Source organism: Microbacterium sp. G2-16M, assembly GCF_055809115.1.
In genome coordinates, this window is the sequence record NZ_CM147897.1 from 1,628,100 (window position 1) to 1,655,068 (window position 26,969).

The 26,969-nt window shown below is 64.6% G+C and carries 23 protein-coding genes; 15 read left to right on the forward strand and 8 right to left on the reverse strand.

Features of this window, described 5'->3' with window-relative positions:
• Positions 1-23: 23 nt before the first annotated feature.
• The 6 genes from AC0L6F_RS07750 to AC0L6F_RS07775 all read right to left on the reverse strand — a co-directional run bounded on the left by AC0L6F_RS07750 (position 24) and on the right by AC0L6F_RS07775 (position 7,761).
• Entirely contained in the window at positions 24-1,541 is a 1,518-nt protein-coding gene (locus tag AC0L6F_RS07750; RefSeq protein WP_473539801.1) for an acyl-CoA carboxylase subunit beta, read from the reverse strand.
• Between the two features lie 50 nt (positions 1,542-1,591).
• A complete protein-coding gene (locus tag AC0L6F_RS07755; protein ID WP_473539802.1) occupies positions 1,592-3,442 on the reverse strand; it encodes an ABC transporter permease in 1,851 nt (616 codons plus the stop codon).
• Complete coding sequence (locus AC0L6F_RS07760; protein WP_473539803.1) at positions 3,439-4,683, reverse strand: ABC transporter ATP-binding protein; 1,245 nt, start codon at positions 4,681-4,683, stop codon at positions 3,439-3,441. The genes AC0L6F_RS07755 and AC0L6F_RS07760 overlap by 4 nt, the downstream gene beginning before the upstream one ends.
• An 82-nt stretch (positions 4,684-4,765) precedes the next feature.
• Entirely contained in the window at positions 4,766-5,017 is a 252-nt protein-coding gene (locus AC0L6F_RS07765) for a biotin/lipoyl-binding carrier protein (RefSeq protein ID WP_473539804.1), read from the reverse strand.
• Positions 5,018-5,031: 14 nt separating this feature from the next.
• Entirely contained in the window at positions 5,032-6,720 is a 1,689-nt protein-coding gene (locus tag AC0L6F_RS07770; RefSeq protein WP_473539805.1) for an acyl-CoA carboxylase subunit beta, read from the reverse strand.
• Between the two features lie 132 nt (positions 6,721-6,852).
• A complete protein-coding gene (locus tag AC0L6F_RS07775; RefSeq protein WP_473539806.1) occupies positions 6,853-7,761 on the reverse strand; it encodes a LysR family transcriptional regulator in 909 nt (302 codons plus the stop codon).
• A gap of 110 nt (positions 7,762-7,871) precedes the next feature.
• On the opposite strand from AC0L6F_RS07775, the gene AC0L6F_RS07780 reads away from it, so the two are divergent.
• From AC0L6F_RS07780 to AC0L6F_RS07790, 3 genes are all read left to right on the forward strand, one after another.
• Entirely contained in the window at positions 7,872-9,269 is a 1,398-nt protein-coding gene (locus tag AC0L6F_RS07780) for an acetyl-CoA carboxylase biotin carboxylase subunit (protein ID WP_473539807.1), read from the forward strand.
• Between the two features lie 42 nt (positions 9,270-9,311).
• The gene (locus AC0L6F_RS07785; RefSeq protein WP_473539808.1) at positions 9,312-10,346 is read left to right on the forward strand and encodes an ABC transporter substrate-binding protein; all 1,035 of its coding nucleotides are present in this window, start codon (positions 9,312-9,314) and stop codon (positions 10,344-10,346) included.
• A gap of 206 nt (positions 10,347-10,552) precedes the next feature.
• Positions 10,553-11,842, forward strand: coding sequence for a hypothetical protein (locus AC0L6F_RS07790; RefSeq protein ID WP_473539810.1), 1,290 nt, complete (start codon positions 10,553-10,555; stop codon positions 11,840-11,842).
• Between the two features lie 662 nt (positions 11,843-12,504).
• On the opposite strand, the gene AC0L6F_RS07795 is transcribed toward AC0L6F_RS07790, so the two are convergent.
• Entirely contained in the window at positions 12,505-12,786 is a 282-nt protein-coding gene (locus tag AC0L6F_RS07795; RefSeq protein WP_473539811.1) for a winged helix-turn-helix domain-containing protein, read from the reverse strand.
• A 399-nt stretch (positions 12,787-13,185) separates the two neighbouring features.
• Between AC0L6F_RS07795 and AC0L6F_RS07800 the strand changes: the two genes are divergently transcribed.
• The 12 genes from AC0L6F_RS07800 to AC0L6F_RS07855 are packed head-to-tail and all read left to right on the forward strand — an operon-like array spanning position 13,186 to position 24,527.
• Positions 13,186-13,881 (forward strand): hypothetical protein, encoded by a 696-nt coding sequence (locus AC0L6F_RS07800; RefSeq protein ID WP_473539812.1) that lies wholly within the window; start codon positions 13,186-13,188, stop codon positions 13,879-13,881.
• A 2-nt stretch (positions 13,882-13,883) separates the two neighbouring features.
• The gene (locus AC0L6F_RS07805) at positions 13,884-14,513 is read left to right on the forward strand and encodes a M23 family metallopeptidase (protein WP_473539814.1); all 630 of its coding nucleotides are present in this window, start codon (positions 13,884-13,886) and stop codon (positions 14,511-14,513) included.
• Between the two features lie 23 nt (positions 14,514-14,536).
• Positions 14,537-14,833 (forward strand): hypothetical protein, encoded by a 297-nt coding sequence (locus AC0L6F_RS07810; RefSeq protein WP_473539815.1) that lies wholly within the window; start codon positions 14,537-14,539, stop codon positions 14,831-14,833.
• A gap of 1 nt (position 14,834) precedes the next feature.
• The gene (locus tag AC0L6F_RS07815; RefSeq protein ID WP_473539816.1) at positions 14,835-16,301 is read left to right on the forward strand and encodes a hypothetical protein; all 1,467 of its coding nucleotides are present in this window, start codon (positions 14,835-14,837) and stop codon (positions 16,299-16,301) included.
• Positions 16,301-17,794 (forward strand): SCO6880 family protein, encoded by a 1,494-nt coding sequence (locus tag AC0L6F_RS07820; RefSeq protein ID WP_473539818.1) that lies wholly within the window; start codon positions 16,301-16,303, stop codon positions 17,792-17,794. The genes AC0L6F_RS07815 and AC0L6F_RS07820 overlap by 1 nt, the downstream gene beginning before the upstream one ends.
• Complete coding sequence (locus AC0L6F_RS07825; protein WP_473539820.1) at positions 17,791-19,398, forward strand: hypothetical protein; 1,608 nt, start codon at positions 17,791-17,793, stop codon at positions 19,396-19,398. The genes AC0L6F_RS07820 and AC0L6F_RS07825 overlap by 4 nt, the downstream gene beginning before the upstream one ends.
• Positions 19,395-20,651 (forward strand): MinD/ParA family ATP-binding protein, encoded by a 1,257-nt coding sequence (locus tag AC0L6F_RS07830; protein WP_473539821.1) that lies wholly within the window; start codon positions 19,395-19,397, stop codon positions 20,649-20,651. The genes AC0L6F_RS07825 and AC0L6F_RS07830 overlap by 4 nt, the downstream gene beginning before the upstream one ends.
• A gap of 13 nt (positions 20,652-20,664) precedes the next feature.
• Entirely contained in the window at positions 20,665-21,342 is a 678-nt protein-coding gene (locus AC0L6F_RS07835) for a hypothetical protein (RefSeq protein WP_473539823.1), read from the forward strand.
• Positions 21,339-23,165, forward strand: coding sequence for a type IV secretory system conjugative DNA transfer family protein (locus AC0L6F_RS07840; RefSeq protein WP_473539824.1), 1,827 nt, complete (start codon positions 21,339-21,341; stop codon positions 23,163-23,165). Before AC0L6F_RS07835 ends, AC0L6F_RS07840 begins: the two co-directional genes overlap by 4 nt.
• On the forward strand, positions 23,162-23,554 hold the full coding sequence (locus tag AC0L6F_RS07845; protein WP_473539825.1) for a hypothetical protein: 393 nt from the start codon (positions 23,162-23,164) through the stop codon (positions 23,552-23,554). Before AC0L6F_RS07840 ends, AC0L6F_RS07845 begins: the two co-directional genes overlap by 4 nt.
• A complete protein-coding gene (locus AC0L6F_RS07850; protein ID WP_473539827.1) occupies positions 23,551-24,039 on the forward strand; it encodes a hypothetical protein in 489 nt (162 codons plus the stop codon). The genes AC0L6F_RS07845 and AC0L6F_RS07850 overlap by 4 nt, the downstream gene beginning before the upstream one ends.
• Positions 24,040-24,074: 35 nt before the next feature.
• On the forward strand, positions 24,075-24,527 hold the full coding sequence (locus tag AC0L6F_RS07855; protein WP_473539828.1) for a single-stranded DNA-binding protein: 453 nt from the start codon (positions 24,075-24,077) through the stop codon (positions 24,525-24,527).
• A 240-nt stretch (positions 24,528-24,767) separates the two neighbouring features.
• Here the strand turns inward: AC0L6F_RS07855 and AC0L6F_RS07860 are convergent, their stop codons facing one another.
• Complete coding sequence (locus AC0L6F_RS07860; RefSeq protein WP_473539829.1) at positions 24,768-26,738, reverse strand: AAA family ATPase; 1,971 nt, start codon at positions 26,736-26,738, stop codon at positions 24,768-24,770.
• Positions 26,739-26,969 lie beyond the last annotated feature (231 nt).

Sequence of the window (26,969 nt, forward strand, 5' to 3'; positions counted from 1 at the left end):
CTCCTCTTTCGGGACGACGTTGATCACAGCGTTGACGGCCAATTCGACATTAGGTGGTCCCCAATCGGATCAGCGCGCCGCAGCTTCAGCACGCTCTTCAGATATGCTCGCGTCTCACGGGGGTCGATAATGTCGTCGACCGCGAAGTTGCCTGCTGCGTCGTACGGTGACGTCTCGCGCGCGAGCTCGGCGGTCTTTGTCTCCAGCACGCTGGCATCGGCTGCACGATCTCCTAGGAGCACGCGTGCGCCGAACGCCGGATTCATGAAGCTCAGTTCCGCTGTCGTCCACGCACACGTATGGTCGGCAATTCCACTCAAACCCATATTACCCACAGCGGCTCCGTACGATTTTCGGGCTACGATCGCAACAATTGGAACGGTGCATAACGTCAGCGCGTGCATCCAGTTCATCACTCGCCCGGTCATACCCTTGCGCTCTCCGTGCAGCCCAATGAGAAATCCCGGCTGATCCGCAACAAAGACCAACGGAATGTTAAATGAATCACAGAGGACGATGAAGCTCGTCACCTTGACGCATGCCTCCGCAGTGATGGCACCACCCAGATGCAGCGGGTTGCTCGCGACCACCCCCACGGTCTGACCGTCGACGCGAGCCAGCGTCGTGATGATGGATTTGCCGAACGATGGTTTCAGTGGAAAAAGGGAACCAGGGTCGACAAAGCAATCGAGCACGGCATGCATGTCGTAGCTCTTATTGAGAGTCTCGGGGAGAATGGTCAAGAGCCGCCGGGCGCGAGACTCATCGTCCTCGTCGCGTTCCGCCTCGACGGTCGGCGGCTTCTTCGTCGAGTCCGATGGCAGATAGGAGAGAAACCTCTTGACCGCCTCGATAGCTTCTTCGTCGGTCTCGACGGCAATATCGGCAAGCCCACTCACCTGGGTGTGCAATCGCCAACCGCCCAGTTCCTGAGGATCAACCTGCTGCCCTGTTGCGATCGATATCAGGCGTGCACTGGCCACGCCCAGCGTTGCATTCTTGTGCATCACGACGAAGTCGGAAATCGATGCATACCACGCCGAAGACCCATAGCTTGATCCGAGCACAGCCGAGACCCATGGCGAGTGACGCACACGCTGATACTGCAGGCGATCCGACCCGCCTGCGATACTCGTGGCTCCCATGACGTCGGGCATGCGTCCGCCGGACGACTCCCCGAGAAAGACAATCGGAGCACCCACCTTCGCAGCCACTTCCTTGAGCCGCTTCAGCTTCCGGTTGTTGACCGCGCTGCTTGACGCTCCCAGCACCGTGAAGTCATTCGAGGCGACAGCTGTCGTTCGTCCAGCAATTTCACCGAGACCGGTGATCTTTCCGTCCGCCGGGGCCCGCTTACCGCTTGGAGCGGTGGCGAGCAGTCCCATTTCGACAAATGTCCCGGGATCGAGCAGCTCATCGATCCGCTCGCGTGCCGTGAGCCGGCCATCAGCGCGCAGCGCATCAATCTTGTCCTCAGCCCCTCCTGCCAGCGCATCGGCACGGCGTTGTTCGAGCTGGAGTCGAAGAGAATCAATGCTCACGTCAGGATCACCTACTGATCTGTTGGATGGGCGAGATGGAGGGGGGTCGACTATTTGCGTCGAAGGCGCGTTCGTGGTGACTGCGCGCTGAGCGGACCGTTCGAGGGACGCATCAATAGGATCGTCCGAGTCGAGAGCCGCGCTGCCTTATCGGCAGAGGGTGGACGCCTTGCCGCTGCGGCTCGTGCACGCCGCCGCCCTAAGAGCAGGATGCCGATGCCCAGTGTGGAGGTCACGATGCTGACAAGTGCTCCCATCGCGGCCAGCTGCCCATACGTTCCGCCGTCCTTCAGGTCCATCATCACGAACCCGACGACTGGCGAGCGCGGCCCTGCCAGCATGACCGATGCGGTCAGCTCCCCGGCAGCCAAGACGAACACGAGAATCCATCCGGCAATAAGGCCTGGACGCATCAGCGGCCCGACGATCTTCCGGAAGGTGCGCCAGGAGCCAGCGCGTGACATGTAGCTGGCTTCGGAGAGCACGGGCCCGACTTGTGACAAAGCATCGTTGGCACTAATGCTCGCCTGGGGCATAAATATGATGATGTATGCGACTAGCACGAGCAGAATGCTTCCTTGCAAGCCCACCGGCGGAGCGGCCAGAGCCGCCAGCAGTGCGACAGCAATCACCACGTGAGAGATCGCCGCCGGCACCTTCATGGCACCATCGATGAACCGGCTGAGCGGGTTGCGTGGTTGGTTCTGGGCGACGAAGGCGACGACCGCGCACGCAAGAACGCCGGCGGTGGCCGTCACCACCCCGAGCCCGAGGCTGTTCACTAGCGCGGACAGCGTCGTTGAACCCCTGGCAAATATCGTCTGCCAGTTGGTCAGCGTGAAGTTGGCAGCACTGATGCTTCCCGACCAGTACGACTGAAAAGACACGACGAGCAGCGCCAAAATTGGGAGTAACACCATGAGCGCCAGATATAGGAGCATGGTGATGCGCGCCGGCCATTTCCAGAGGCCGAGCGACAGCTTGTTGCCGGCAGAAAATCGTCCCTCAATCGTCGCGTGCCGCGCACGCCGACTGGTGCGCCGTTCAAGCAGCCACGCTGAACCGATCACCGCCACGACGATGAGTCCGAGCACCAAGGCGCCCGCCAGGTCCGGTGGATACTCGCTCGTCGTCAACCGGACGATGCGAACCGTGAGCACGTCGATCCCGGCCTGGTCCCCCAATAGCACGGGGATCGAATAGATTGCGAAGCCGGCAGCGAGGGCCAGCAGCATCCCGCTAAACAGCGATGGGCGAATTGCGGGGAGCGTCACGCGAAGGTACGTGCGGAACACTCCGCTTCCACTGACCCGAGACGCTTCCTCCAGCGCGGGATTCGCGTTGCGAAGTGCCGCCGAAATCGGCAAGTAGCAAAAGGGGACCAACGTGACGATGTAGAGAAACACCATGCCCGGCCATGTGTAGACGTTGAGCGGTCCTTCGGTGGGCGGCACCAAACCCATGCCAGCGATGGCACCGCGGATCACCGTGTTCAAGAGTCCTGGACCGGGCGTGGCCAGCATGACCCACCCCACGGCACTGGCGATCGGAGGCACGAACAACGGCAGTACCGGGAGGCTGTCAGAGAGCCAACCCATGCGGGCGTTCGTACGCTCTGTGAGCCATGCGAAGAAGGTGGCGACGATGACTGCACCGAACGTGCTCAGTGTGATCAGGACGGCGGTGTTGAGCAGAACCTGGCCTAGCCACGGCTTCTCCCAAATGCGCACGAATGCCTGGACGTTAAATGTGTTGTCGGGAAAGAAGAGTCGGAAGATCGTCACGATCAGCGGGACGGCAATGAGCGCGGCGATGAGTATGCCGAGGCTCCATCCGAAGATCACGAATGTGCTGTGGGAGCGCCGCGCGGGCTTCGCCACGCCGGCCGCGATCGAGTTCATGACTCTCGCCTAAACACCAGGAGGTCCCGTGGGTCTTGAGCGATCGTGACGACCGTCCCCGACGCCTTCTCGTCCTCATGCGCGACGCAGACCCGGAAGACGCCTTCCTCTGTCCGCACGAGGTACTGGGTTCGGGACCCTGCAAGATAGGTTGCGCTGTCGATTGTTCCGGTGAGCCGATTCACTCCGGGCGCAGAACCTTCTGTGAGCCTCCATCGTTCGGGGCGGACCATCACGACTACGTCGCCGACGACATCATCGACTTGCGCCTGCCTGTTGATCTGCCAGTTGGTCCGACCCGCGGCTCGGACATGGAGTGTCGTACCAGTCTGTTCGGTTGCGGAGCCCTCGAACTCGTCCACACTCCCGACGAATGCCGCCACGTAGGCGCTTGTCGGATCTTCGTAGATCCTGCGTGGGGTGTCGATCTGCGCGACAACTCCCTCGTCCAATACTGCGATACGAGTTCCGAGTGTCATGGCCTCTTCTTGGTCGTGAGTCACGTAGAGGGCGGTGAATCCGAGTTCCTGTTGCATTCGGACGATCTCCATCCGCAGCCGATCCCGGACCTTAGCGTCAATGTTCGACAGCGGTTCGTCGAACAGGATGACGTCCTGAGAGGCGACAATCGCTCTCGCAAGGGACACCCGCTGCTGTTGGCCACCGCTCAGCTGGTTTGGATACTGATCGCGCAGGTGTGCGATGCCAGCGATCTTCAGAACTTCGTCGACGCGTGATCGCACTTGTGCCTTGGCAACGCGTTGGCTTCTCAGCGGGTAAGCGATGTTGTCGAATGCCGTCATGTGCGGCCAGAGCGCATACGATTGGAAGACCATGCTCGCGGGGCGCCGCTCCGGTGGAACATCGACCCGGTTGGCGGCGTCGAAGAGGGTTGTGCCATTGATGGTGATGCTGCCGCGATCAGGCCTCTCCAACCCCGCGATCATCCGCAGAAGCGTCGTCTTTCCGCATCCGCTCGGGCCGAGCAATACCAGAAACTCGCCGGGCATCACGTCGATCGACACGTCGTTGACCGCCCAGACCGACGTACCGTTCTCTCGCTTGAAATTCTTGGCCAGGCCACGGATCCCAATGCGCGGACGTGGCGACACCGATTCGCGGCCCGCATCCGCGCTCGCCGCGCCGGAAGCGGGGAAGGACGCACTCATCGCGGTTCGCTGATATTGTCCACTGGCAGATGACTCCGTACGCAGAGTCATCCCGGCTGTTGTTTCCTTCATGTCCTCAAGTTTCTTCAATGAATCTTGCAGTTCTGGATTTCCTGGGTCTCGCCCGCCTCGCCCACAAGACGGCGTCGCAGCGCTATTCGATCGTGGCGATGAGATCGCTTTCGTCTACGGAGTCCCCTTCGGCGACATGCAACGTCTTCACAATGCCGCTTTCCCCGGCGAGTACGGGAATCTCCATCTTCATTGACTCGAGAACGACCACGACAGTGTCAGCAGTGACCTCCTCACCGACGCCGACATTGACCTTCCAGACGCTTGCTACCATCTCTGATCGAACTTCGAACACTGTCTTACCCTCAACTTTCACCGTTATGATTTCGGTCATCTGCGTATGCGTGCCTAGACCCGGAAGGTATGCGCACGTGTCTTCAACTGCTCGGGGAGCAGCCGATAGGCGTCCTCCGCCCACTGATGCAAAATGCCGGGGGTGTCAGCAGGGTCGATGATGTCTTCCACTCCAAAGCGTTCCGCGGTTCGGAACGGCGACTCGAAGCGGCGGTAGTGCTCCGTCAACTCTGCCCGGAGGCCGTCCGGGTCGTCTGCTGCAGCGATCTGGCGTCGATGAGCGGCATCCACGCCACCTTCGATCGGGATAGATCCCCAATGCGCGGAAGGCCAGGCCAGCCGTACGCTCGCGCGCTTGGTGGGAGAGAGTATGCCGCCACCAAGACCGAAGGACCGCCGAAGGACAACGGTGCACCAGGGCACGGTGCTCTGTTCGATTGCGAGCATGAGCCGAAGCGCAGCACGCACTGTGCCGTCTTCCTCTGCTTGGCGACCCACATACACGCCGGGCTGATCAACAAGCGAGACCATGGGAAGGTGGAAGGCATCACACATATCAACGAAGCGCGTGGCCTTCTCTGCCGCCGCGGCGGTCAGCGCGCCCCCGATCTGGTATGGGTCACTCTGAATAACGCCGACTGGGCGGCCGTTGAGTCTTCCCAGTGCGGTGATCATGGGGCGGCCCCAATATCTGCCGATCTCGAAGACCGACCCCTCGTCCAGTAGCTGCGCTAAGATGCGGCGCGCCTCATACGGCTTGCGGCGGTCCCGGGGAATGGCGGAAGTCAGCGCCTCAACGCGGAGCGGGCTGCTGGCTCCTGTCGAAATAACGGGCGGAAGCTCGAAAACGCTCGAGGGAAGGTATCCCAAGAACCGCCGGACCTGTGCAAACGCATCTTCTTCGGATACCGCGTCGTTGTCAACAACGCCCGACCCACGCGCATGCACGCGATAGCCGCCCAGAGACTCCTTATCGATGCTCTGACCCACGCCTGGAGCCACCACGAGCGGGCCGCCGCTGAAGACCTGGCTCGTACCCTGCACCATTACCGAGAAGTGAGCCAGGCACACCTTGATCGCGCCAAGCCCGGCGCAGGGGCCTAGCGCCACGCCCGCGACCGGCACGGTTCCCAAAAGTTCAGCGACTCGCCACGACGGATAACCGCCGAGTTTCGTCGATTGCGCCTTCTCGAGAAGCTTGATGCTCCCTCCTGCGGCATCGACGAGCCGAATGAGGGGGGTGCGGTGTTCCGTAGCCCAGGTCTCGGCGTAAATCCACTTCTCTGGAAGCGATGCTTCTGAAGATCCACCGCGCACGGTGAAATCGTCCCCCGCGACCATCACGCGCCGGCCATCGATGCGAGCGCGTCCGATCACGGAATTTGCAGGGGTGACTCCTGCGAGGCTGCCATCTTCGGAATACGACGCCGAACCGGTGAGCGCCCCGACCTCGTCAAAGCTCCCCTCGTCGGCCAGGATCTCCATACGCTCCCGCACAGTATGGTGGCCTCGCGCGTGGTGTGCCAGGACCTTCTCTCGCCCGCCAAGCGCCGAAGCCATCGCCCTCCGGTCGCGGAGCTCCTCCAGCTCTGGTTGCCACTCAGATGAAGTCCCGGCGTCCGTTGGCTGAACGGGCGGTGTTGGCGCGGAGCCGGCGGGCTCGCGTCTGGTTGGGTCCGTTGTCTCTACACCTTCCAACGCCAATGCTCCATTCACTCGTGACCGCTTGATCGCGGTCGTCATCGAGTCTGCGGCCGCCCGGCGTGCTTACACAAGCAGGAGAAGGATTGAACTGTAATAGGCCGTGCCTATCAATGAGTCGTCTCGAGCGCTCTTCGCAACGGAACCGGCGTTCTGGCCGGCCTGGGGTGTCAGCTACCGCGCGATCGTGTGACGCAGCGCGACTTCCTTCATGATCGCGAGGAATGCCGACGTCGGCGGAGACGGGTACTCGTCCTTCCTGCGAATCGCCATCGACACCGTCGATAGCTGAGGAGCGTCCAGCGGCAGCACTCGATACTTTCGTGACTGAATGTGGTCGGCGGGAATTCCGAGCGCGGGAAGCAGCGCAACCCCTACGCCAGCCGAGACCAGGGCCTGCGCCGTGTCGATGCTGGCGGTGTGGAAGACGGGGGTCAGACGACGATCGGTATTCAGCTTGTCGAAGATGCGCCGAAGCAAGAATCCCGGCTGGAACACGATCATCGGCTCATCTACCAGGTCTTCCGGGCTGACGACCGACTGCTGTGCCAGCGGGCGTTCGGGTGAGATGGCCACGACGACGTCACTCGCGATCAAATCGACAGTGGCGACGCCGTCTAAGGGCGCATCCGAGGCCAAACGAGAGACGAAGCCCAAGTCGAAATCCGCGTTCAAGACCCCCGCATGGACCTGATGACTGCCCAGCTCCGTCACTTCGAAGCCGATGTTGGGGTGGGCGATGCGGAACTCGACCACTGCCTCCGGCAGCACCGAACGGCAGATTGTCGGTACCGCCCCGATCCGCAATTCGCCGGCGCGGGAACTGCTGATGACGCTGGCCGCCTGGCGCATCGCCCGCTCGGTTCGCAGAATGGCGCGAATGTGCGGCTCGAGGAACTGCGCGGCCGACGTCGGGCTTATTCCCGTGGCTGAGCGCACGAAGAGCACGACTCCCAGATCCTCCTCGAGACGTTGAATCTGCTGGCTCAGCGAAGGCTGGGTGATCCCGAGGTCCTGCGCAGCTTGGCGCATAGACGCCGACTGGAGCAGAGTCGCCGCGTACTGAAGCTGGTTGATTCTCATCGTGGCTTATCCTATCGCTCTGCAAGGCAGCGCCTTCTTCCATGGCAACAGGCTTGCTGTTCAGAATGGGCACGCACCCGTCACTCGCCTGGCGCCTCAGAATGCCGCCAATGGAGTGTTCTCTCATCGAAGCAGTGGAGGCCATGAAAGTGTTCAAGCGGATCCTCATTGCCAACCGCGGCGAGATCGCGCGCCGGATCACGCGCACTTGCCACCGGCTCGGGATCGAAGTCGTGGCGATCTTTTCTGACGCGGACTCTGATGCCCTCCATGTGAAGGAAGCGGACCGTGCCGTGCGTCTAGGCCCCGCACCAGCGTCAACGTCATACCTGGATATGGATCGTGTGCTGACCGCAGCCAAAGATGAAGGCGCCGAAGCGATACATCCCGGATACGGCTTTCTTTCAGAGAGCAGCGAATTCGCAAGAGCAGTGATCGATGCCGGCGTTACCTGGATCGGCCCCTCCCCCGCTGCCATTGCTGCGATGGGAGACAAGGCGCATGCCAAGGCAGCTGTGGCAGCGGAGGGCGTCCCTGTCGCGACGGGCATCGCACTGCCGTTGCTCGAACCGGAGGAAGCACTGCCCCACGCCGCGAAGGTGGGCTATCCGATCATGATCAAGCCGAGCGGAGGGGGGGGCGGGATCGGCATGACAGTCGCATTGAGCGAAGAGGACTTCGTGCACGCATGGACAACAGCCGTCAGCCGAACCCGTTCGCTGTTCGCAGGGTCGACCATGCTGCTGGAACGGTATACGCAGCACGCTCGACATGTCGAGATCCAGATACTCGGGCTTGGCGATGGCCGCATCCTCGCGATCGGTGAGCGTGACTGCTCGGCACAGCGTCGACACCAGAAAGTGGTCGAAGAGTCCCCCTCGCCCGCGGTCTCACCGGATCTGCGTGCTCGGATGTTCGACGCCGCGATCGCAGTCGGCAGGAGCGTCGCCTACCGCGGCGCTGGCACGGTTGAGTTTCTTCTTGATCGTGACACCGAACGGTTCACGTTCCTCGAGATGAACACTCGGCTTCAGGTGGAACACCCTGTCACTGAAGCTGTGTACGGAATCGATCTCGTCGAAGCGCAGTTGCGGATCGCTGCGGGAGAGGCCCCCGTTTTCGACCCCAACGAACTTGCGCCCCACGGGCATGCCCTTGAATTCCGCGTCTACGCGGAGGACCCCGTCACGTTTTTGCCCGGTCCCGGCAAGATCTCACGGTGGATCGAGCCGGAAGGGGCGGGTGTGCGGGTTGATTCCGGCTACACCCTCGGCGACACCGTGTCACACTTTTACGACCCACTTCTGGCGAAGCTCTGCGTGTGGGGGCCGTCCCGCGACGACGCGCTGCGTAACGCGGATGCCGCTCTCGCCCGGTTCATCATCGAAGGACCGAAGAACAACCTCCCTTTCTTCGCGCGCCTGCTGGCCTCACCGGTATTCCGTTCCGGCGACTATGGCACTTCGCTTATCGAAGAAATCACGAAGGAAGATTCACTCGCTCGGTAACCAACCGCCGCGTTCTTCCCGCCCCCTGAAAGGAAATCAATGATGATTCTACCCAAGAAAATGGTCGCGCTCGCGGCCATCGTTGCGACCGCCACCATCCTCTGCAGTTGCACCCCCACGGATCAGAACCCCGCCTCGACGTCCAGCGGGGGCCCGACGAACAGTGCCGTTGACGCGATCTACCAGGCGGCGCTCAAAGAGGGATCCGTCACCTGGTACTCATCCGCCCCCTCCGATGCACCCAAGGCCTTTGAAGCGGCATATCCTGGCATCACCGTCGACTTCATCCGCCTCCCTGCAAGCCAACTCGGCACCCGATACGAGCAGGAGCGCGAAGCGGGGGCGGCACCGGCTGACGTCCTGACGATCGCCGACGAACTGTTCATTGACAGCGCTCGGACGAAGGGCTGGATCGAATCCGATCTCACGGACCTGCCAGCGATGGCGAACTGGCCGCAAGAGTACTATGACAAGGGCGTCGTCACAGCGACTATTGGGCCGCTCGGCATCGCGTACAACACCGATGCTGTCACGGACCCCCCTCAGACGTGGGAGGACGCTCTCTCTCCCCGCTTCAAGGGTAGAATCCAGAACGGTGACCCGAGGACGGCACCTGTATATCTCGCACAGATGTACCTGCTGCGAAAGACGTACGGTGATGAGTTCCTCAAGAAGCTCGCCGGAATGGGTACCACGTACGAGGCGAGTCAGGTTTCGGTAACTCAAGCGCTGGCTGCGGGGGCGCAGGATCTGACTCTCAGCAGTTCATATCAGATGGCCCAATCGCTCATCGCAAAGGGTGCGCCGCTCAAGTTCCACGATATGTCGCCGACGACCGGGACCGTCAACTTCGGCGCAGTCTCGACGGGCGCGAGGCATCCGAATGCCGCGAAGCTGCTGATGAATTACCTTCTGACACCAGCAGGACAGACGGAGTTCTCGCGAGACCTTGCGTCGCCGCTCGGCACGGATGCCGTCCCGACGAGTGTGCCGCTGCCGAAGGGATTTGAGAGGGTCTCTGCCGCTGACGTCAACGCAGACAAGGCCGCGATTCTCGCAGACCTCGGGTTGCAGTAGGTCGTGCGGCGGCCCGTTGCTAGCTCTACGACCGCCCGCCGCCCGGAGGTACCTCCGTAGGCGGCGGGCTGAATGCCAGAACGCGCCCCGAAGGAGAGGGAGGCTGACGTCAGCAGCAACATTGGCCAGGAACACTGGACGGCGTCGACCAAGCGTTCCCTCCAAGTCCCGCCTCCCAGCCGAAGGACACCGATAGTGGCACTGCGATGAAGCGGACCGTCTCGAACGCGTTTGCCGTGGTGCTGAGCCTGCAGGTGCTTGCCGTCATGTTGGCGCTCACGATGCCACTCGCCGAACTCGTCGCCGGGGCGCTGACCCTGTGCCTCATCCCGCTCGGGCTTGTCATCGCGACACCGTCGCAACGGGTCGTGGTTTGCGTCCTACTCGCAATCGGCCTGTCGTTGCTTGCAACGGCGCTGGCGCTCGGCGGCGCGGTGCGGGTCGACGACATGCTCTCGCTCAACCAGAACCTGATCGGCATGTTGGCCGCAGTCTCCTTTCTGGGCTTGCTCGCCACGCGCGGCGGGCCCCCGCCATCCCGGCTCCATGGGACCGCCGCCGTCTGGCAGACTGCGGCACTCGCCCACTTCCTGGGTGCGGTGATCAGCGCCAGCGCGGTCACGATCGTCGCGGACCACCTCAGCCACGGCGGCCGTCTCAAGCCGCCCGACGGCGTAATGCTCTCTCGGGTGCAGGCCAGCGGCTCGCTCTGGTCGCCGTTCTGCGCCGCTGCCGCCGCAGTGCTCGTGCTCGCTCCGGGCGCACGTCTGTCCGCCCTTGTCGGCATCGGGGTGCTGCTCGCGGTGGCTACGCTTTCGGTGACGATGCTCACCGTTATTCATCTGCACGGCGACGAGTTGCCGTCCTACGCTGGCTTTCCGCTCTCGCGGAGCCTTCTCACGACCCCCATCGCCCTCACCGTCGCAGTGGTCATCGCCCACCTGATCGAGCCGGCCGCGCCCGTGCCTCCGATCATCGCGGTCGCGGCTATCGCCGTCACGGTGAGCGTGCTGTGCATCCGGCACCGCGTGACCGCCGCACGCACGTTTGTGCGTCATCTGCGAGAAGGGCTACCGCTCCAACGCGGCGAGGCCATCTTGTTCGCCGCCGCGGGGGTGCTGGCCATCGGCTTCAGCGAGCTGCTCCGCGTCGTCGACTTCGACCTTCCAATTCGTGCGTTCACATTGCCGATGGCGTGGCTGGGAGTGCTCGCGATGATCGTGGCGGCGTTGGCGGGAGTGCATCCCGTGATCTCGCTCGGAATCCTCGGCGGCTTGATCCTTCCATTGGACCCCGACCCGACGCTGTTTGCCTTTATGGGGATGATCGGCTGGGGCGGGGGCGCCGTGGTCGGGCCACTCTCGGGCATTCAGATGTATCTGCAGGGCCGATACGGAGTCAGCCCCACGATGACCACGCGGCGCAATATCCCGTATGTGGCGGTGATGCTCGTTCTTGCCTGGCCCGCGCTCTACGCCATCGGTGTGGTGGGGTGACTCGGCATAATCCATCGATCGGACGACCCACAGCCATGAGGACGACGAACACGACGGTCGTCATTGCGCACCGCACGTTCCATGCCGAGAATGAGGTCATTGACACCAGCATGAATATAATCGCTAGCGGTCCAGGGCGTTGTCGCGTCGGGGTTCGAGTGTACGTGTATGGTCACCGGCTGCTGAAGAACACAACCCCATGCGACGCGCGGACGCCAGTAATCGCGCCGCCACGAAGTTCCACGCGGTCGCCGCTGCGCCCAGCGTTGCATGGCTCACCCTTTGACTGCGCCGACGGTCATTCCGGCGATGACTTGCTTCTGGAAGATCGCGTAAATGATGAGCTGTAGCAGGAGGACCGGGGTTTGCCGACGCCATCATCCCGCCGTAGTCGACGGTGAACTGGCCTTGGAATCTGGACACAGCCACGCCGCGCTCGAAGCGGCACGGCACTGCCCATCCCGAGCGATTCGGTTCGCGGTTGCGGGCGCCCGCTGAAAACGATGAGCGACGGGAGGGACGTGGGCACGCAGCCGATTGCCCACCCGTGATCCGTCGCCTCCAGCGTCTCGATAGCTGGAAGGAGCGCTACCGTGCCGAGCGGGATGCGGACCCAGCCTCAAGGCAGACGGTCGAGGTCGACTGTTCGGGCACGACGATGCCTACAGCTCTCCGATGGCGATTCCGAGCTGAAAGTACATCTCGCTGACAGCTGCGTCGTTGACAGTGTACTTGATCCGCTGACCCCGGGTCGTCTCGCCCAGTGGCGGGTCGGCCAGCAGCATCCCCGATGCCGTCAGGGACTGCAGGGCCTTGGCCACGGTGGAGACGGGGATGCCGACCCCGGTCGCGATCTCGCCGCGGGTGGATGCGCCGTGGTTGCGAATGTACCCGAGGATGCCGGCCCGCACCATGTTCCCTAGAGCTTTGATGGGGTCCTCCACGTTGTGAGCGTCGAGGGGTCTGGCGTATCTGGGCACGTGTCCATTGTGGCGCAGCTCCCCGGCTAGAGCGAATAATTTAGGGGTTCCCTTTTGAAGCGTACCGTTATAGTATCCCCTCATGTCAAGCATGAAGCTGGCGGTCGAGGAGGCACGGATGCGGCGCGATGCGGCGCCCGTGTCCCCCAAATGGCCGACAGACGCGGCAGTGAGCCCAGGGATAGCGTGGCGATCACTTCTCATGTGTGCGTTCGATCGGGACCGTGACGGGGATGACCGCTCGCTCGGCCACCACCAGACCCGACCTGTGTGCCAAAGCCGGGTGACGCGAACAGCCCATTTCCCCGCCGACGGGCTCCGGTCATGACCTCGTCAACCGCACGCCGCAACATCACCTGGGCCGTGATCGGCGGCGTCGTCGTGGTGATCGCGATCGTTGTGATCCTGGTCTCGGCCCTGACTGGCGACCCGGATGCATCGCCGACGAACAGCCCCACGGTCTCAGGCCCCACGCAGACCACATCGCCATCCACCCCCGTGCCATCCGCCTCGTCTGTCGTGGACGGCTCGGTAGAACGATTCGGCTGGGTGCCTGAGCCGGTCACCCAGGATCACGACGCGTATATCCGGGCGGCACTGGCGGCGGCATCCACGTTCGATCCGGCGAAAGCGACGCGCGACCAGTTCCTTGCCTACGTCGCAACCTGGTTCACGCCCGACACTCGCCGGAAGACTGATGCTGACCGGGCGAGTGCACGACAGCGTTACCTGCAGGAACTCTCACAGTCCGTCGTCCTGCCTGAAGGAACCTGGACGTCACTGCGCAGCGAGCAGGCGAAGGTTGCCGCCACCGTAACGGGGCCGATCACGTATGTGCAGGTGCCCGATGACCCGGGCGGCATGTTCATCGGCACCGCGGACGTCACCGTCACGTACTCGTCGACGGCCACACCGTCCACGATCGCACTGAACGACGAGAAGGTCCGGGTGAGCGTGCAGGTGCTGTGCGGGGCCGGCTCGGTTCCGACGCCGAACTCGCCCCAGCAGGCGGGTGACTGCAAGGTCATCCGGTACTTCGATTCGGCGATCGAGCACTGACCATGGGCGCCCCGGCCGTTGCAGTACTGACAGTGGCCAGGTCCAAGACCGGGCGCCGGTTGCTCATGCTGGCAGTCATTGTGTGCTGGGGACTCTCGCTGGTGATCATATTCCCGCTGATTGCGGTCGCGTTCACCGCCGCCGGCGCACCCCCCTCCTCGGCCACCGCACCACAGGCAGCAGGAGCCAGGGGTCCGCAGATCCAGGGGCAGTGGGGGTATCCCCTCGCGGGCGCCTATACGAAGGGTCGGGGCTTCGGTCCGGATGCCGGTATCGGCCGGGTCTGCGCATACTGCTCCACGAACCACATGGGATACGACATGGCCCAGGGCTGCGGCGCTACGGTCTACGCCGCCAGCCCCGGACGGGTCGATGTGGCCGGCCGCTACTTCGGCTATGGCAACGCGGTGGTGGTCAACCACCGCGGCGGTGTGATCACGATCTACGGGCACATGCGCTGGGGGTCCCTGCGCGTCGCGGTCGGTGACGCCGTCGCGGCCGGAACGCCGATCGGCGCCGAAGGCGATACCGGCGACTCGATGGGCTGTCACGTGCACTTCGAGGTGCGTGTGGACGGCGTGCCGATCAATCCGCAACCGTTCATGGCCGCACGCGGTCTTCCTCTCACCTAGTGATCACAGACAGGAGCAGTGTGATGTCTCCCACCGAAGTACCGGCGGCCGTGGATGTGCCACCGATCAACCCCAATTTCTCCGCCCCATGGATGGCCGGCCTGCAGTTGATCGCGTCGTACGTGCTGGGGACGGCGCTGATCGTGGTGCTGATCCTATTGATCCTCGCCGGCGCGGCACTGGCATTCCGCGGGCTCGCATCGGAGCGGGTTCGCACCTGGGCCGGCGAGAACATCCTGTGGATCTTCATCGCCGCCGCGGTCCTCGGGTCGGCATCCGGCCTGTTCCAGTGGTTCGTCGGGTTCAACTTCGGGTTCTGATATGCACGTCGTGCTGCGAGCGGTCGCCCGTGCTCTGATCGGCCTGGCCGTCGCGTTCACCATCGGGATGCCGGCATCAGCCGCCGAACAACGACCGGCTGCACCGACACAGGTCCCGACATCCAGCCCGGTCACCGGGCAACCGTGGTCCGCTCCCGCCTACCCGGTGTCGTGCCAGCGTGAGCAGAACCAGGTCACCTGCACGCCAACCGATGCCACGGAGGTGCGGGAAATGACGTGCTTTGTGGGTGTCATCGTGAATGGCACCACAGCTACCGTGTGCACCACGTATCCAGGACACCAGGACGCGATCAAGGCGGCGGGCGGAAACACAGCGACCGTTGATTTCGGCTGCTCGTTCGGGGACATGGTGTGCAACACCTTCGAGACGTTCGGTCGAGGTGCCGCGATGTTGGCAACGTCGATGATGTTCTTCGTCCTGCGAGCGACGCGCTTCGATGTGGGCGGGAGCCTGTGGAACGCCGCCACCCAAGGATGGTCGTTCTGGGCATGGGCGACGCTGATCATCGTGTTCATCGCGATGGTCTGGGCCATCACCGCCGCAGCGATCTCCGGGCAAAGAGATCAACTGGTCGGGGCGATCATCCGCTCGTTCATCGCGATCCCCGCCGTCCCAATCACCCTCTGGCTGACCGGCTACGCCGTGCAGGCTATCGATGGGCTGACCGAGTACCTCGTCGCCCAGCACAGCGGCACCTCGGGACTGTTCACCACCCTGCAATCAGCGATGTGGGCTGGCGGGCAGGCCGGGTACGTGTTCGGCGTCGCGATCTTCGCATTCCTGTTTCTCGGCATGCTGCTGATGCTGATCGTGTTCCTATTCCGCAATATCGCCCTGGCAGCGTTGATCATGGTCGGCCCGGTTGCGTGGATGGTGTTTCCCGCGAGGTCCGTTGGCCCGCAGTGGGTCGTCCGCTACATCTCGGCCGTCGTCGTGCTGTTGCTGACCGGACCGCTGACTCTGGCGTTCTTCTCTCTGGTTGTGAACGGGCTCGCTTCCGTCCACACGATCTGGGATCCGGCAGCCTGGCCGTACCTGGTGGGGCTGGTGCTGATCACGTTCGCGCCGTTCGCGGTGTTCGGCCTGTTCACGTTCGTCGGCGGCGTCGCGGCTGACTCGATCGGCTCGCGGCTGGGAAGTCACGCTGCGTCTATCGGCTCGCGCGGCGCCCGCACTGTGGCCTCGCTTCCGACCCGCCTAGGTTCCAAGCCTGCGGGGGTCCCCTCGATGGGACGGCCGCCGGTGAGTGGCCGGTCCGGTCCGCCCTCCCGGTGGCCGAAGACCGGGGGCGTGTCAGCACCTGCCGGAACGAAACGGACCTCGACGAGCACCGCCCCGCCCACCCAGCGGGCCCCCTCTACGTCCACCCGGCAGTCCGGACCCACGCCACAGACGTCTGCACCAGCGAAACCTCGCCCACAGGGAAACACGGATGGAGGCAAATGATGAGCATCGCGGATGACGACACCCGGCCGGTGCGTCTGCCCCGGCGGTCTCGGCAGGGCATCGTCCTGGGCCTTGACGGCTGGCAGGTCAGCTGCCTGACGATCGCTGCGGCCGCGGCCCTGACCGGTGTGATCCGGCTCGGCCCGGTCGGACTGCTGGCGGCCGCCCCGGTCTACCTGTTGTTCGGCGCCGCCGCCCTGGTGACCGCCCACGGATTGACTGCACCGAAGATGGCGGGACTGTGGCTGTCCAAGCAGATCCGACACGCATCCGGCGCAACCCGGCATACGTACCGGCCAGAGCGAATCCAGCTGCAGGGCACGATCAACCTGCCGGGAACCCGTGCGTCGGTGCAGGTGTGGGACGTGGACGGGTTGGCCTCTTTGTACAGCCCGCACGAGCGCACCGTCTCGATCACCGCCGAGTTGGAGGTGCAGGGCTTCCTGATGAAGGATGTCCCGGAACGGTACGACCTGGCCGAACAGTGGGCGAAGGTGCTGGCCTCGTTTACCCAGCGCGCCGGGATCAAACGGGTCACGCTTCAGGAACGCACCACCCCCACGACGATCCGTGCCGCGCGCGAGCACTACCGGACAACGATTCGCCGGCTGCACATGGACACGACCATGCCCGCCGCGACGAACTACCAGCAGGTAATGGATGACGCGGAACGGTTCGCGGTCGCGCACCGCAACTACCTGACGCTGACGCTGGATCTGGTCGCGCTCGGTGCGCAGCTGAAGGCCCTCGGCGGCGGCAAGGACGCCATCCAGGCGGTCGCCGCAATCGAGGCCGGGAACGTGTCCGACGCGTTGCAGGCTGTGAAGATCAAAGTGCGCCGGTGGCTGACACCCCGCGATATCGCGGGGCTTGCGCGGACCGCTTTCGACCCGGACTTCCTCTCCATCGTGCAGAACCGCGACGAGGCGCACGCGGGCGTGGACCTGGCTGGGATAGGCCCGATGTTCCTGGAGGAGCCACGCCGGCGCAACGGCATCGTGATCACCGATTCCGGAGTACACACCACGATGTGGATCCACGAGTGGCCCCGATCGGACGCTGCCGTGGGCTTCATCTCCCCCATCGTGTTCGCGCGGCACCCGATCACGGGCGACGCTGTCACACACATCCTCTCGATCGTGCTCACCCCGGTGCCGGTGTCGAAAGCCCTCAAACGAATCCGGGATGAGAAGCGCATCTGGCGCGGTAACGAGCGGTTGCGTGCCCAGCGCGGCGCGGACGGATCCGCCGCCGATGAAGCCGACTGGCTGGCCTTGGAGAAGCAGGAACAGGAGATCGTCGCCGGGCAGGGCGAGTTCCGATACGGCGCGTACTTGACCGTCACCGCCGGGGACGAGGAAGCGCTGGACCAGTCCGTCGCCGGCGTGCGCAATGCGCTCTCGCGTGCCGGCATGGAGGCGCAGATTCTCTACTGCCAGCAGGCCGAGGCACTGATGGTCAACGCCCTCCCCCTGGGAATGGGCATGAAATGAGTCCCCGCCGCACCTTCACTGTGATCCCCGCGCAGCAGACCGCGGCCGAACGCCGCGCGATGCGCCAGCGGATCGCCGACGCCAGCACCCAAGAGCGTCCGCGGCGCACCCGCAAACGCGACCGACACCTGCCCGAACCGGCCGTCGCGGGCCCGTTCGGACCCGGCATCGTCCAGGGCGGCTACTGGAACCTCGCGAAGGTGACCATCCCCGCCCACCAGGCAACATCTCAGCCGCTGGCCGGCATCTACCCGTTCGTCGCGGACGCCGGCCTCGGCCACCGCGGCCCGATCGTCGGCGTCGACCTGAACGCCGACGCACTGTGGCACTTCTCCCCCTGGGAGGCGTACGCCGACACCTCCGAGCGGGGCGCGTTCTCCACCAACATCCTCGTGCTCGGCGCTTACCGGTCCGGCAAGAGCGCGCTCATCAAAATGCTCACCACCCGCTCACTGCCGTTCGGCCACCAAGTGGTGCTGCCCTCTGATTCGAAGGGCGAATGGGTGCGGGTTGCCGAGGCGGTCGGCGGCTCCGTGATCCGGCTCGGTGCCGGTGGCGGCGCCCGGTTGAACCCACTTGATCGAGGACCTCGTCGCAGCGGGTCCACCGACGACCAGCACGAGAAGATGGTCTCCCAACGGCGCGCCACGACACTGATCTCCCTGATCGAACAGGCAATGGGCGGCACCAAGCTCACCGCAGTCGAGCACGCCGCGATCCATCTCGCCCTCAACCGGGCCATCATCGACACCGGTGACGCGCCGACGCTACGGGAAGTGCATCGGCAACTCGAGCGGATCGCCGGCGGTGAGACCGGCGGTGACCCGGCCCTCATCCCGGCATCAGCGCAGCCGAGGTTCGTGCTGCGCCGGTTCGTGGACGGCGACCTGTCCGGTCTGTTCGAGGATGCTTCGACCGTCGCATTCGACGACGAGTCCCCGATGGTCGTCGTCGACACCAGTGAGCTGTTCGCCCGCGGCGACCTGGTCGCGCAGCTGACCCAGGTGTGTTCGACCGCATGGATTCAGGCGGTGATCTCAGACCGTGACGCGCACCGCGCTCGCTACGTCGTCCGTGAGGAGGGCTGGCGGGACATGAGCTCGCTGGCCGCGTTGCAGATGTATCAGCAGTGGTTGAAGCTGTCCCGGCATTACGGCATCAGCAACATCGTCATCCTGCACAAGATGGGTGACCTGGATGCCGTCGGCTCGGCCGGTTCTCAAGAACGCAATCTCGCGTATTCGATCGCCGGCGACATCGAGAACAAGTTCATCTTCCACATCAACCATCAGGAGCGGGGGCCACTGATCGACCGGTTGAGCGTGCCCCCGGGGCACGCCGAGATGGCCAGGCAACTGGACCGTGGACAGTTCCTCGCCTACGTCGGGCAGTACTCCTACCTGGTTGATGCGTTCGCCACGTCCACCGATTGGGAGCACGATCTGTTCGCCACGGACGAAGCCGTCCTGCCCACCGGATCCGACACCCCCGATCCGCTGCCGCTGCCGGATCGGGTCGGGGATGCGTGGCCGAACGACACCGGGCGGGACGCGCCGGACACCAGCATCGACGGATGGCTCAGCCCGGAGAGGGGAACCGCATGAACCCGTCAACAAGCACGATCCTGCATGCGATCGTGCATCAGAACACCGCCACCCTGGTCGACGTTGATGGCGTCGTCGAATCGTTCGACACCGATGACGGCGTCGACGTCCGCCAGGGGGTGGTCGCGTACGCCGCCCGGCAGGCGCAGCGAGATGGCCGGCCAGTGGAGCTGACCACGTCCGGGGACCGCGGCACGCACAGGCTCCTGGTGCACCCTGACGGGAACGTCCGCTCCCTCGATGACCAAGAAGAGCAGCCGGCCGCGCGGACCACGCACGTCGTTGCTTCCGTGGTGGATGCGCCCGAGCACACCCCAGCGACACGGGCCAGCGCTGCCAGTTCGGAGCGGGAATCCTTCATTCCGTCCGACACCGACCCGACGCTGGTCCCCTCCACCGGGCTGCGCGGAGCCCTCCGCCACGCCGGACTGAGGCTGCGCCCGTCGGAGGGGGACCTGGCCCGGCATGAACGGAATCGCACCGTGGCCGCGCACTGGCCCGGCCCCCGCACAGTCGCCGTCGTGAACGGCAAGGGCGGGGTGGGCAAGACACCGACTACGGCGATGCTCGCCGCGGTGTATGCGCGACAGGGCGGCGGGGCCGTGCTCGCGTTCGACAACAACGACACTCGAGGCACCCTCGGCTGGCGCACCGAACAAGCCCACCACGAGGCCACCATCCGCGATCTCCTCGCCGCAGTCCCCCGCCTCACGACCGCCCCTGCCAATGAGCTGGCCGGGTACGTACACCATCAGACCGAAGACCGGTACGACGTGCTCCGGTCCAACCCGCGAGTACTCTCCGCCGAGCAGCGCCTGACCGTCGCCGAGTTCGACGACCTGGTCGGGGCGGTGCTGCGCGCGTACCGTCTGGTCGTGTTCGACTCCGGCAATGACGAGTCCGCCGACCGGTGGCTGCGGATGGTCGACTGGGTAGGGCAGCTCGTTGTGCCCACCCTCGCCTCTCCTGAATCCGCTGAATCCGCCGCCCTGCTGCTGGAGGCCCTCGCGACCCGCGACGAACACTCCGCCATGCTTGCCGCCGGTGCGGTCGTCGTCATCACGCATGCCGAACCCGCCCGGCCGGCACAGACGCGTCGCCTGGTGGACACGTTCTCCCGGCTCGCGCACGCCGTCGCGGTGGTCCCGTTCGATCCGGCACTGAAGTCCGGGCCGCTGCGGTTCGGGATGCTGCGCCCGGCCACCCAGCAGGCGTGGACCCAGGCCGCAGCCTTCGTGTCCGGGAGGTTCTGAGAAGGAGACCATCATGGACATCACCTTGATCCGGGCAGCCGGCGTCGCACTCACCCTGGCCGCCGCAGCCGGTGCGACCTTCGCGCTGTACCGCCGGGGACGCCGCGGGCCCGGACCGGTGGCCGCCGCACTGACTTGGACCGCGGTCGGGGCGATCGGACTGACCAGCATCGCCGGCACCATCTGGGTGGACCCGGAACTGGTGTGGTTGGTCGGGCTGTTGGCTGCGGGATGCTGCCTCGCATCCGCCGCTGCTCTCGCGCTCGTGCGGCGCCGGGATCTGGCCGCTGCACGCCGGCGGGATGCCGAGCTGGGCTACCCTTCCCTGCCCACGACGCCGCCGGGTGGGTTGGTGTTGTCGGTAGGCGGGCTCCTCGCCGTCCTGACCTCGACCCTGCTGATCGCACCGTGGATGCTGGTGCTGGCCGGTACCGCAGGACTGCCCGCCGCGGCCGTGCTACCCGGGCTGGCCGCGAACGTGCTCCTGACTTCCCCGGTGCTGTGGGTCGCCCTGGCCGTGACCTACCGTGTGCATTCCCGCCGTGGCGCCGCCCGGTACCGGCTCCTCGACCGCGGCATCACACGCCGTGTTGCCGACGCCCACACCGACGGGTACCGGGACGGGTACACGCGCGGCCGCAACGATGGCTACTATCGCACCGGCTTCGGGACGGGCGGGGGCCGACCATGATTCGCGGAGGGTGGCCGGCAAAGGCCCTGGCGGCGGCGGTCGCCGGTGCCGGCATCCTCGCCCTGCTGACCGAGTTCGTGGCCGAACTGCTGACAAGCTGGGCCTGCGGGCAGCGACCCGCCCCACGCACGTTCCTGTCCGGACTGGTCCTATTCTTCTCCGGCCGTGCCACCGCGTACACCCCCGCGCCCGGCTGCGCGATGCCAGTGACCGGCATCCGTCTGGTCGATCTCGGCCTCCTGCTCGTCTTCGCCGCCGGGATCACCGCCGCCGCGATCGCCGTGCACCGGCACCGCCAGTCCGACGGCGGGTTCGTCCGGGAGATCACCACCCGGCCCGGGTTGGCCACCGGCACCGAGATCCGCCAGCACCTGTCTTCCGCGGCGGTCCTGCGCCGGGGCAAGCAGCTACGTCCAGGGCAGCACCCGGTGCGGCCCAGCGATGTCGGCTGGCGGGTTGGCCGCTCTCGCGGGCTGGACGTGTTCGTCTCGATCGAAGACTCCGTTGCCCTGGAGGGGCCACCGCGGGCCGGCAAGGGTTACCGGGTCCTGATCTCCGCGATCCTGGACTGGGCCGGCCCGCTGATCACCACCTCCACCAGCAATGACAACCTCACCGCGACGATGCGGATGCGCGCCCAACGCGGAGATGTCCACGTCTTCGACCCGCAGGGCCTGTCCGGGATGCGCGACACGCTGCAGATCTCCCCCATCGTCGGCTGCGAAGACCCGCTCGTGGCGGTCCAACGCGGGCAGGCCGTTGTCACCGGCACCGCACTGGGCTCCTCCACCACGAATCAGGAATGGGCCGACGTCGCCGGCACGGTGCTGTCTCGGCTGCTGCACGCCGCCGCCCTGTCCGAACGAACCGTCGCTGACCTGTACCAGTGGGGATCCACCCCCGCCCTCGCCCACACGGCCGTCGACATCCTCCGCTCTGATATCCGCGCCGCCTCCGGCTGGGCGGACGGGCTGGAAGCGATCCTGGTCGGGGACGAGAAACTGCTGTCCTCCACCTGGTTCGGCGTGCAAGCCGCCGTCGCTCCCCTGGCAATTCCGCAGATCCGGGAAGCCCTGATGCCCGCACACGGCGCCGGGTTTGACCCGCACGAATTCTTGCACGGCGAGAACACCCTCTACTTGATCGGGTCCGGGGCCGGTGCCGGCGCGATGGGCGGGTTCCTGTCCGCGATCCTCGACGACGTCGTCGAAGTCGCCCGCCGTCGTGCCCTCGCCTCCGAAGGCGCACGCCTTCCGCTGCCACTCGGACTGATCCTGGACGAGATCGCGAACATGTTCCGTTGGGCAGCCCTGCCCCGGGTCATGGCCGAAGGCGGCGGCCGCGGGATCTGCACCTTCGTCGTCCTGCAAGCCCTATCCCAGGCCGAGACCGCCTGGTCGCGGGCCGAGGCCGACACGATCTGGTCCGCCGCGACCGCGAAAGTGCTCCTCGGCGGCGCCTCGCACGTCCAGCATCTACACGACATCGAGGCGTTGCTGGGGACCCGGCAAGAACACCGCACCGAACAATCCTGGAACACCAGCCAGCCCGGCCACTCCACATCCGAACATCACGACCGAGTACCGCTGATGACCGTGGACGAGATCCGCCGGATGCCCCCGACCATGGGTCTGCTCGCGTACCGGAACCGCCGCGGGGTGGTCCTGGACCTGGCCGGATGGGACCGCCGCAGCGACGCCCGGCACATCAAAGCCGGCAAAGCCGCCACCGAGACCGAACAACGCGACGTCTTCGAGGCCGCCTACCGCGCTCGCGCCGCGGCATCCGCCGCGCCCGCGGTGCGAGAGGAAGATGCGTCATGAGCAACCGTCGCCGCCGCAGCTGGGCGAACGCGTACCGCACCGGCTACCTCAAATCGCCGACCTGGTTCACGCGTCGCGACCGGTGGTTCCGGGAACAGTGCGCGACCGGCATCCCCCTGGGGTGCGCCGCGTGCGGTCGCGCAGCAGCACCTGCTCAGCTCGAGCTGCACCATGTCGATTACCGGGGGGTGATCCGAGGGAATCGCGGGTGGATCTCGCGGGAACGCAGTCAGGACCTGGTGCCGCTGCATCCGCTCTGTCACGAACTGCTGCACCGGCTCATCGAACGTGACAAAGTTCTCGCCCGGATGCGCGGCCGCGGCGATGCGTCCCGACTGGCACTGCTCCGGTTGCAAGCGAAACTGACTCGTCTGGAGCAGCCGTCATGACCGACGACGACGCCGACACCACCCCGATCGAAGACTTGGTCGCGGCGCTGCGCCTGGATGAGTTCGATCCGCTGAACCGGCGCGGCGCGTCCGACGCGCTCGGCGCGCATCCGGTGAACTGGCGCGACCTGCCCGACGATCAGGCTCGGGAAGAATGGGACGCGCTGCGGGACTGGGTGCAGTGGGTCACGACCCGGTACGACATCCCCGAAGTGATCATCCCGGTCTGCTGGTGGCGGCACGGCGCACTCGTCGAAGAGCTCTCCGCCCTGCACACCGCCTGGGAAGCCGCGTTCGACCAGACCGACGCCGGGTTCGGCCCGGTCGGCTGGCATGAACGGTTCGCGATCGCCAAACCGCGTCTGAAGGCCGCCTACCCGGGCTCCTGCCTGAACGGGCATCAAGACCGCAAACCCCGCACCTGGGACGACGTCACCGACGAGGCGAAATGGGACGCGTGGACCGAACAGGCCCACGCCGGATAGAGCACCTGCGGGTGCACAACAGAAGGGAACGACACATGTCGACCAAGATCCCCCTCACCATCGAGGGGAACCTCACCAGCGACCCGGAGCCCGGCACGTCCGACTCCGGCGTCGAGTACACCAGGTTCAGCGTCGCCGTCAACGACCGACGACTGAACGAGACCACCGGCACGTGGGAAGACGCCGGCACCGTCTTCCACCGAGTCACCGCGTTCGGGCGCCAGTCCCGCAACATCGCCCAGTCTCTGCGCAAGGGCGACACCGTCCTCGTGGCGGGCGACCTGAAGTTCACCACCTTCATGGACAAGCAGACCGGCAACCCCCGCGAGTCGCGCGAGATCCTCGCCGACACCGTCGCCGCGTCGCTGAAGTACAGCGGAGTGGACGTCAACCGCGCCCCCCGAGTGAAGGGCCCCGCAGCTGACGCGACGGGGCCCACGTCCACGCCGGTGGTTCAGACCGACACGAACACTCACACGCTGAGCTGAACGAACAGCGAGTACCGCCAGGGTACGCGCCCGCCACGTGCGGCGCGACCCTGGCGGTGCCCCTTACATCAAGCGCCGGCCGTTTGTACGAGACGCTTGTCGCCCAACCTTATTCGGCTCCACAGTCCAACACCAGCATTGGCCTGCTCCGTGTACCGAGCGCCCGCTAACCTCAATACCTTTCAGTTAGCAGCGCGGGATGGTGCAGCGTGGCGGGTGCTGGGGTCGCGGCCATTGAGGCTAGACGACACCGGCATTCAGCAGTGCAAAGAGCTTCTCGAAGTTCTCGATTGTCGCGCTCTCGATGTGCTTGACGAACTCTTCCTGATTGTCAGTCAACGCGTGTGCAGGGAGGGCGTGATTAAATTTTGCATCCTCGAACGACTCGATCCGCGAGATGATCCTCCCACTGGTATCCGCGATGCCCTCGTAAGTCAGCTGTTTCCTGAATGCCCAGTTGTAGAGCTTCAGATAGTCACCGACCGCGAATAAGTCCTCAATATCGCCGTCCTTCGGCAGTGACTGGTCAATCTCGCCTACTGCGACGATCCGACTGGCTGGCACACCGTTTTCTTTGGCTGCGTTGCGTGTCCGCCCAAGAACCGACGCAGATTTCTCCCCGTCGACTAGAACTGATACATTCAGCCGGCGTCCCATGAGCGCGACGAAAGCGGGCATGTTTGTTATGCCTCCGACGGGAACTATTGCTAGTTTTGGGCTGAGTGGCGTCTTGCCGCTCCGCTCCATGTAGGCGCTCATCCGCATGAGGTAGATGAAGTCGCTGCTCCCCTCGACCAGTAGGTGCTGGCCCGAGCCGATGAAAAGATGCTGACTGATCGAGTAGCCCAGAGCCGACTCGACGGGGAGCACGGTGTCTCGGTCGGCCTTGAGGTTGACCCGGCTCACTTCGACACCCGCCTCCTGATTGGCGCGGGTCGCCTTGTCGTGGACAGTGCGAAGCTTTTCGTAAACAGTTGGGTCAACCATGAACTGCGAATGCGTCGTGTAGATCGTCTGCTTGGACGCTCCCAGCTCGTTGAAGATGTAGTTGACGAAGTCTTTCTGCGCTTCACCATGAAGGCTCGTCCCAGGTTCGTCGAGGAGAACGACCACTGGACTGTCAGTGTGCTGGTACTCGCTGAACGCAGAGAAGAAGGAAAAGAACCACTGGAACCCAGTCGAGCGCGTCGCGAAATTCGTCTCGACATTCCCGTGTCTGCCGTCGCGCAACTCGATCTTCAGGAATCGGTGATGCACCACCTCGTTCGTTTGCGGATCCATCACAGGAACGTTGTCGTCGCCGAAGACAACCTCCAGGTCCGTATTGGCGGTCCAATACTTGAAGACCTCCCGACTGAGATCCACCGCAGCGGCCTGGAGTTCCGCCTTCCGACTCTCGTAGTTGGTGTCGAGGAAATCGGACGGTTTCACGCCCGCATGGGCAAGCAGCGATACGACGGTTTGATTCTGTTCTTCGATGGCCCCTCCCTCGGTTAGATTCGCCGCGAGTTGGGTGAGGTCGGTTTCACCCGGAAGAACGCTGTAGTTTGAGAAGTAGAAGAATTTGGGAACGCGGGCGCGGAGCGCCGCGATCTGCTCCTTGTCCAGATGCCCGGTCTCCAATAGGTATCGGTACTTCTCAGCTATCGAAGCGAATCCGCTGACTGCCTTCGCACGAGTCGGTTCGGACTCCTTCAATCTCTTGGCAAGGTCCTTGCCCTTTGCGATGGCGGCGTCCAGTGTCGTCTCGGTCCTGAGAGCCTCAATTTCCTCAGCCGCGATGGACGCGTCCGTCGCGGCCGCTTCGACGACCATGTCGAGGTCCATCTCGAAGTACACCGCGTAAGTGTTGGCATAGTTCTTCGCCGCCATGAGTTTGGCGCCGAGGGGCAGTCGAGTTGGGAGAGCTCCATCGAGCGCATCCACATCATCCTGTTCCACCCGGAACTGAGCGACTACTGGCCGCGTGTCGACCTCCAGATTCGGGTTCTCCCGCCGATCGCGGGCCAACCGCCATCTGGGATACTCGGTCACCAGATCGAAACTTCGACTCTCACCGTTCGCGGGATCCAGCCGGTGCAGTGCCTTCAGTACCGTGGTCTTGCCAGACTCGTTCTTGCCGACCAGGCAGGTCACATCGTCTTCAATCTCGATTCGCTGAGGCTCTACAAAGTTCCGGAACTTCTGGACGGTCACTGCGACGAGTTTCACGGGCTCTCCTCCGACGCCTTGGAGTGACTCACTCTATCGAAAGCCGCCGACACTCGGTGCAGTGCACTACGCAGGATCACGGCGAGGATTCCCGTGTCGTGTCTCGGTACGCGGTTGACCCAACCCGAGCCTGAGGCCAGCATGAGAAGCAGTTACCATCTCATCGCAACACGGCTACGAGCCATCGCAACCGCTGATCGACCTGACCACCAACGAGAGGCCGCGCGCCGT

What these genes read in the sequence shown, in the direction of transcription:
- AC0L6F_RS07815 (WP_473539816.1), top strand. Translation starts at nt 14,835, where the DNA reads ATGCACGTCGTGCTGCGAGCGGTCGCCCGTGCTCTGATCGGCCTGGCC.
- AC0L6F_RS07770 (WP_473539805.1), bottom strand. Translation starts at nt 6,720, where the DNA reads ATGACGACCGCGATCAAGCGGTCACGAGTGAATGGAGCATTGGCGTTG.
- AC0L6F_RS07855 (WP_473539828.1), top strand. Translation starts at nt 24,075, where the DNA reads ATGTCGACCAAGATCCCCCTCACCATCGAGGGGAACCTCACCAGCGAC.
- AC0L6F_RS07760 (WP_473539803.1), bottom strand. Translation starts at nt 4,683, where the DNA reads ATGAAGGAAACAACAGCCGGGATGACTCTGCGTACGGAGTCATCTGCC.
- AC0L6F_RS07780 (WP_473539807.1), top strand. Translation starts at nt 7,872, where the DNA reads ATGGAGTGTTCTCTCATCGAAGCAGTGGAGGCCATGAAAGTGTTCAAG.
- AC0L6F_RS07835 (WP_473539823.1), top strand. Translation starts at nt 20,665, where the DNA reads ATGGACATCACCTTGATCCGGGCAGCCGGCGTCGCACTCACCCTGGCC.
- AC0L6F_RS07845 (WP_473539825.1), top strand. Translation starts at nt 23,162, where the DNA reads ATGAGCAACCGTCGCCGCCGCAGCTGGGCGAACGCGTACCGCACCGGC.
- AC0L6F_RS07790 (WP_473539810.1), top strand. Translation starts at nt 10,553, where the DNA reads ATGAAGCGGACCGTCTCGAACGCGTTTGCCGTGGTGCTGAGCCTGCAG.
- AC0L6F_RS07805 (WP_473539814.1), top strand. Translation starts at nt 13,884, where the DNA reads ATGGGCGCCCCGGCCGTTGCAGTACTGACAGTGGCCAGGTCCAAGACC.
- AC0L6F_RS07825 (WP_473539820.1), top strand. Translation starts at nt 17,791, where the DNA reads ATGAGTCCCCGCCGCACCTTCACTGTGATCCCCGCGCAGCAGACCGCG.
- AC0L6F_RS07850 (WP_473539827.1), top strand. Translation starts at nt 23,551, where the DNA reads ATGACCGACGACGACGCCGACACCACCCCGATCGAAGACTTGGTCGCG.
- AC0L6F_RS07775 (WP_473539806.1), bottom strand. Translation starts at nt 7,761, where the DNA reads ATGAGAATCAACCAGCTTCAGTACGCGGCGACTCTGCTCCAGTCGGCG.
- AC0L6F_RS07840 (WP_473539824.1), top strand. Translation starts at nt 21,339, where the DNA reads ATGATTCGCGGAGGGTGGCCGGCAAAGGCCCTGGCGGCGGCGGTCGCC.
- AC0L6F_RS07755 (WP_473539802.1), bottom strand. Translation starts at nt 3,442, where the DNA reads ATGAACTCGATCGCGGCCGGCGTGGCGAAGCCCGCGCGGCGCTCCCAC.
- AC0L6F_RS07785 (WP_473539808.1), top strand. Translation starts at nt 9,312, where the DNA reads ATGATTCTACCCAAGAAAATGGTCGCGCTCGCGGCCATCGTTGCGACC.
- AC0L6F_RS07830 (WP_473539821.1), top strand. Translation starts at nt 19,395, where the DNA reads ATGAACCCGTCAACAAGCACGATCCTGCATGCGATCGTGCATCAGAAC.
- AC0L6F_RS07820 (WP_473539818.1), top strand. Translation starts at nt 16,301, where the DNA reads ATGAGCATCGCGGATGACGACACCCGGCCGGTGCGTCTGCCCCGGCGG.
- AC0L6F_RS07765 (WP_473539804.1), bottom strand. Translation starts at nt 5,017, where the DNA reads ATGACCGAAATCATAACGGTGAAAGTTGAGGGTAAGACAGTGTTCGAA.
- AC0L6F_RS07810 (WP_473539815.1), top strand. Translation starts at nt 14,537, where the DNA reads ATGTCTCCCACCGAAGTACCGGCGGCCGTGGATGTGCCACCGATCAAC.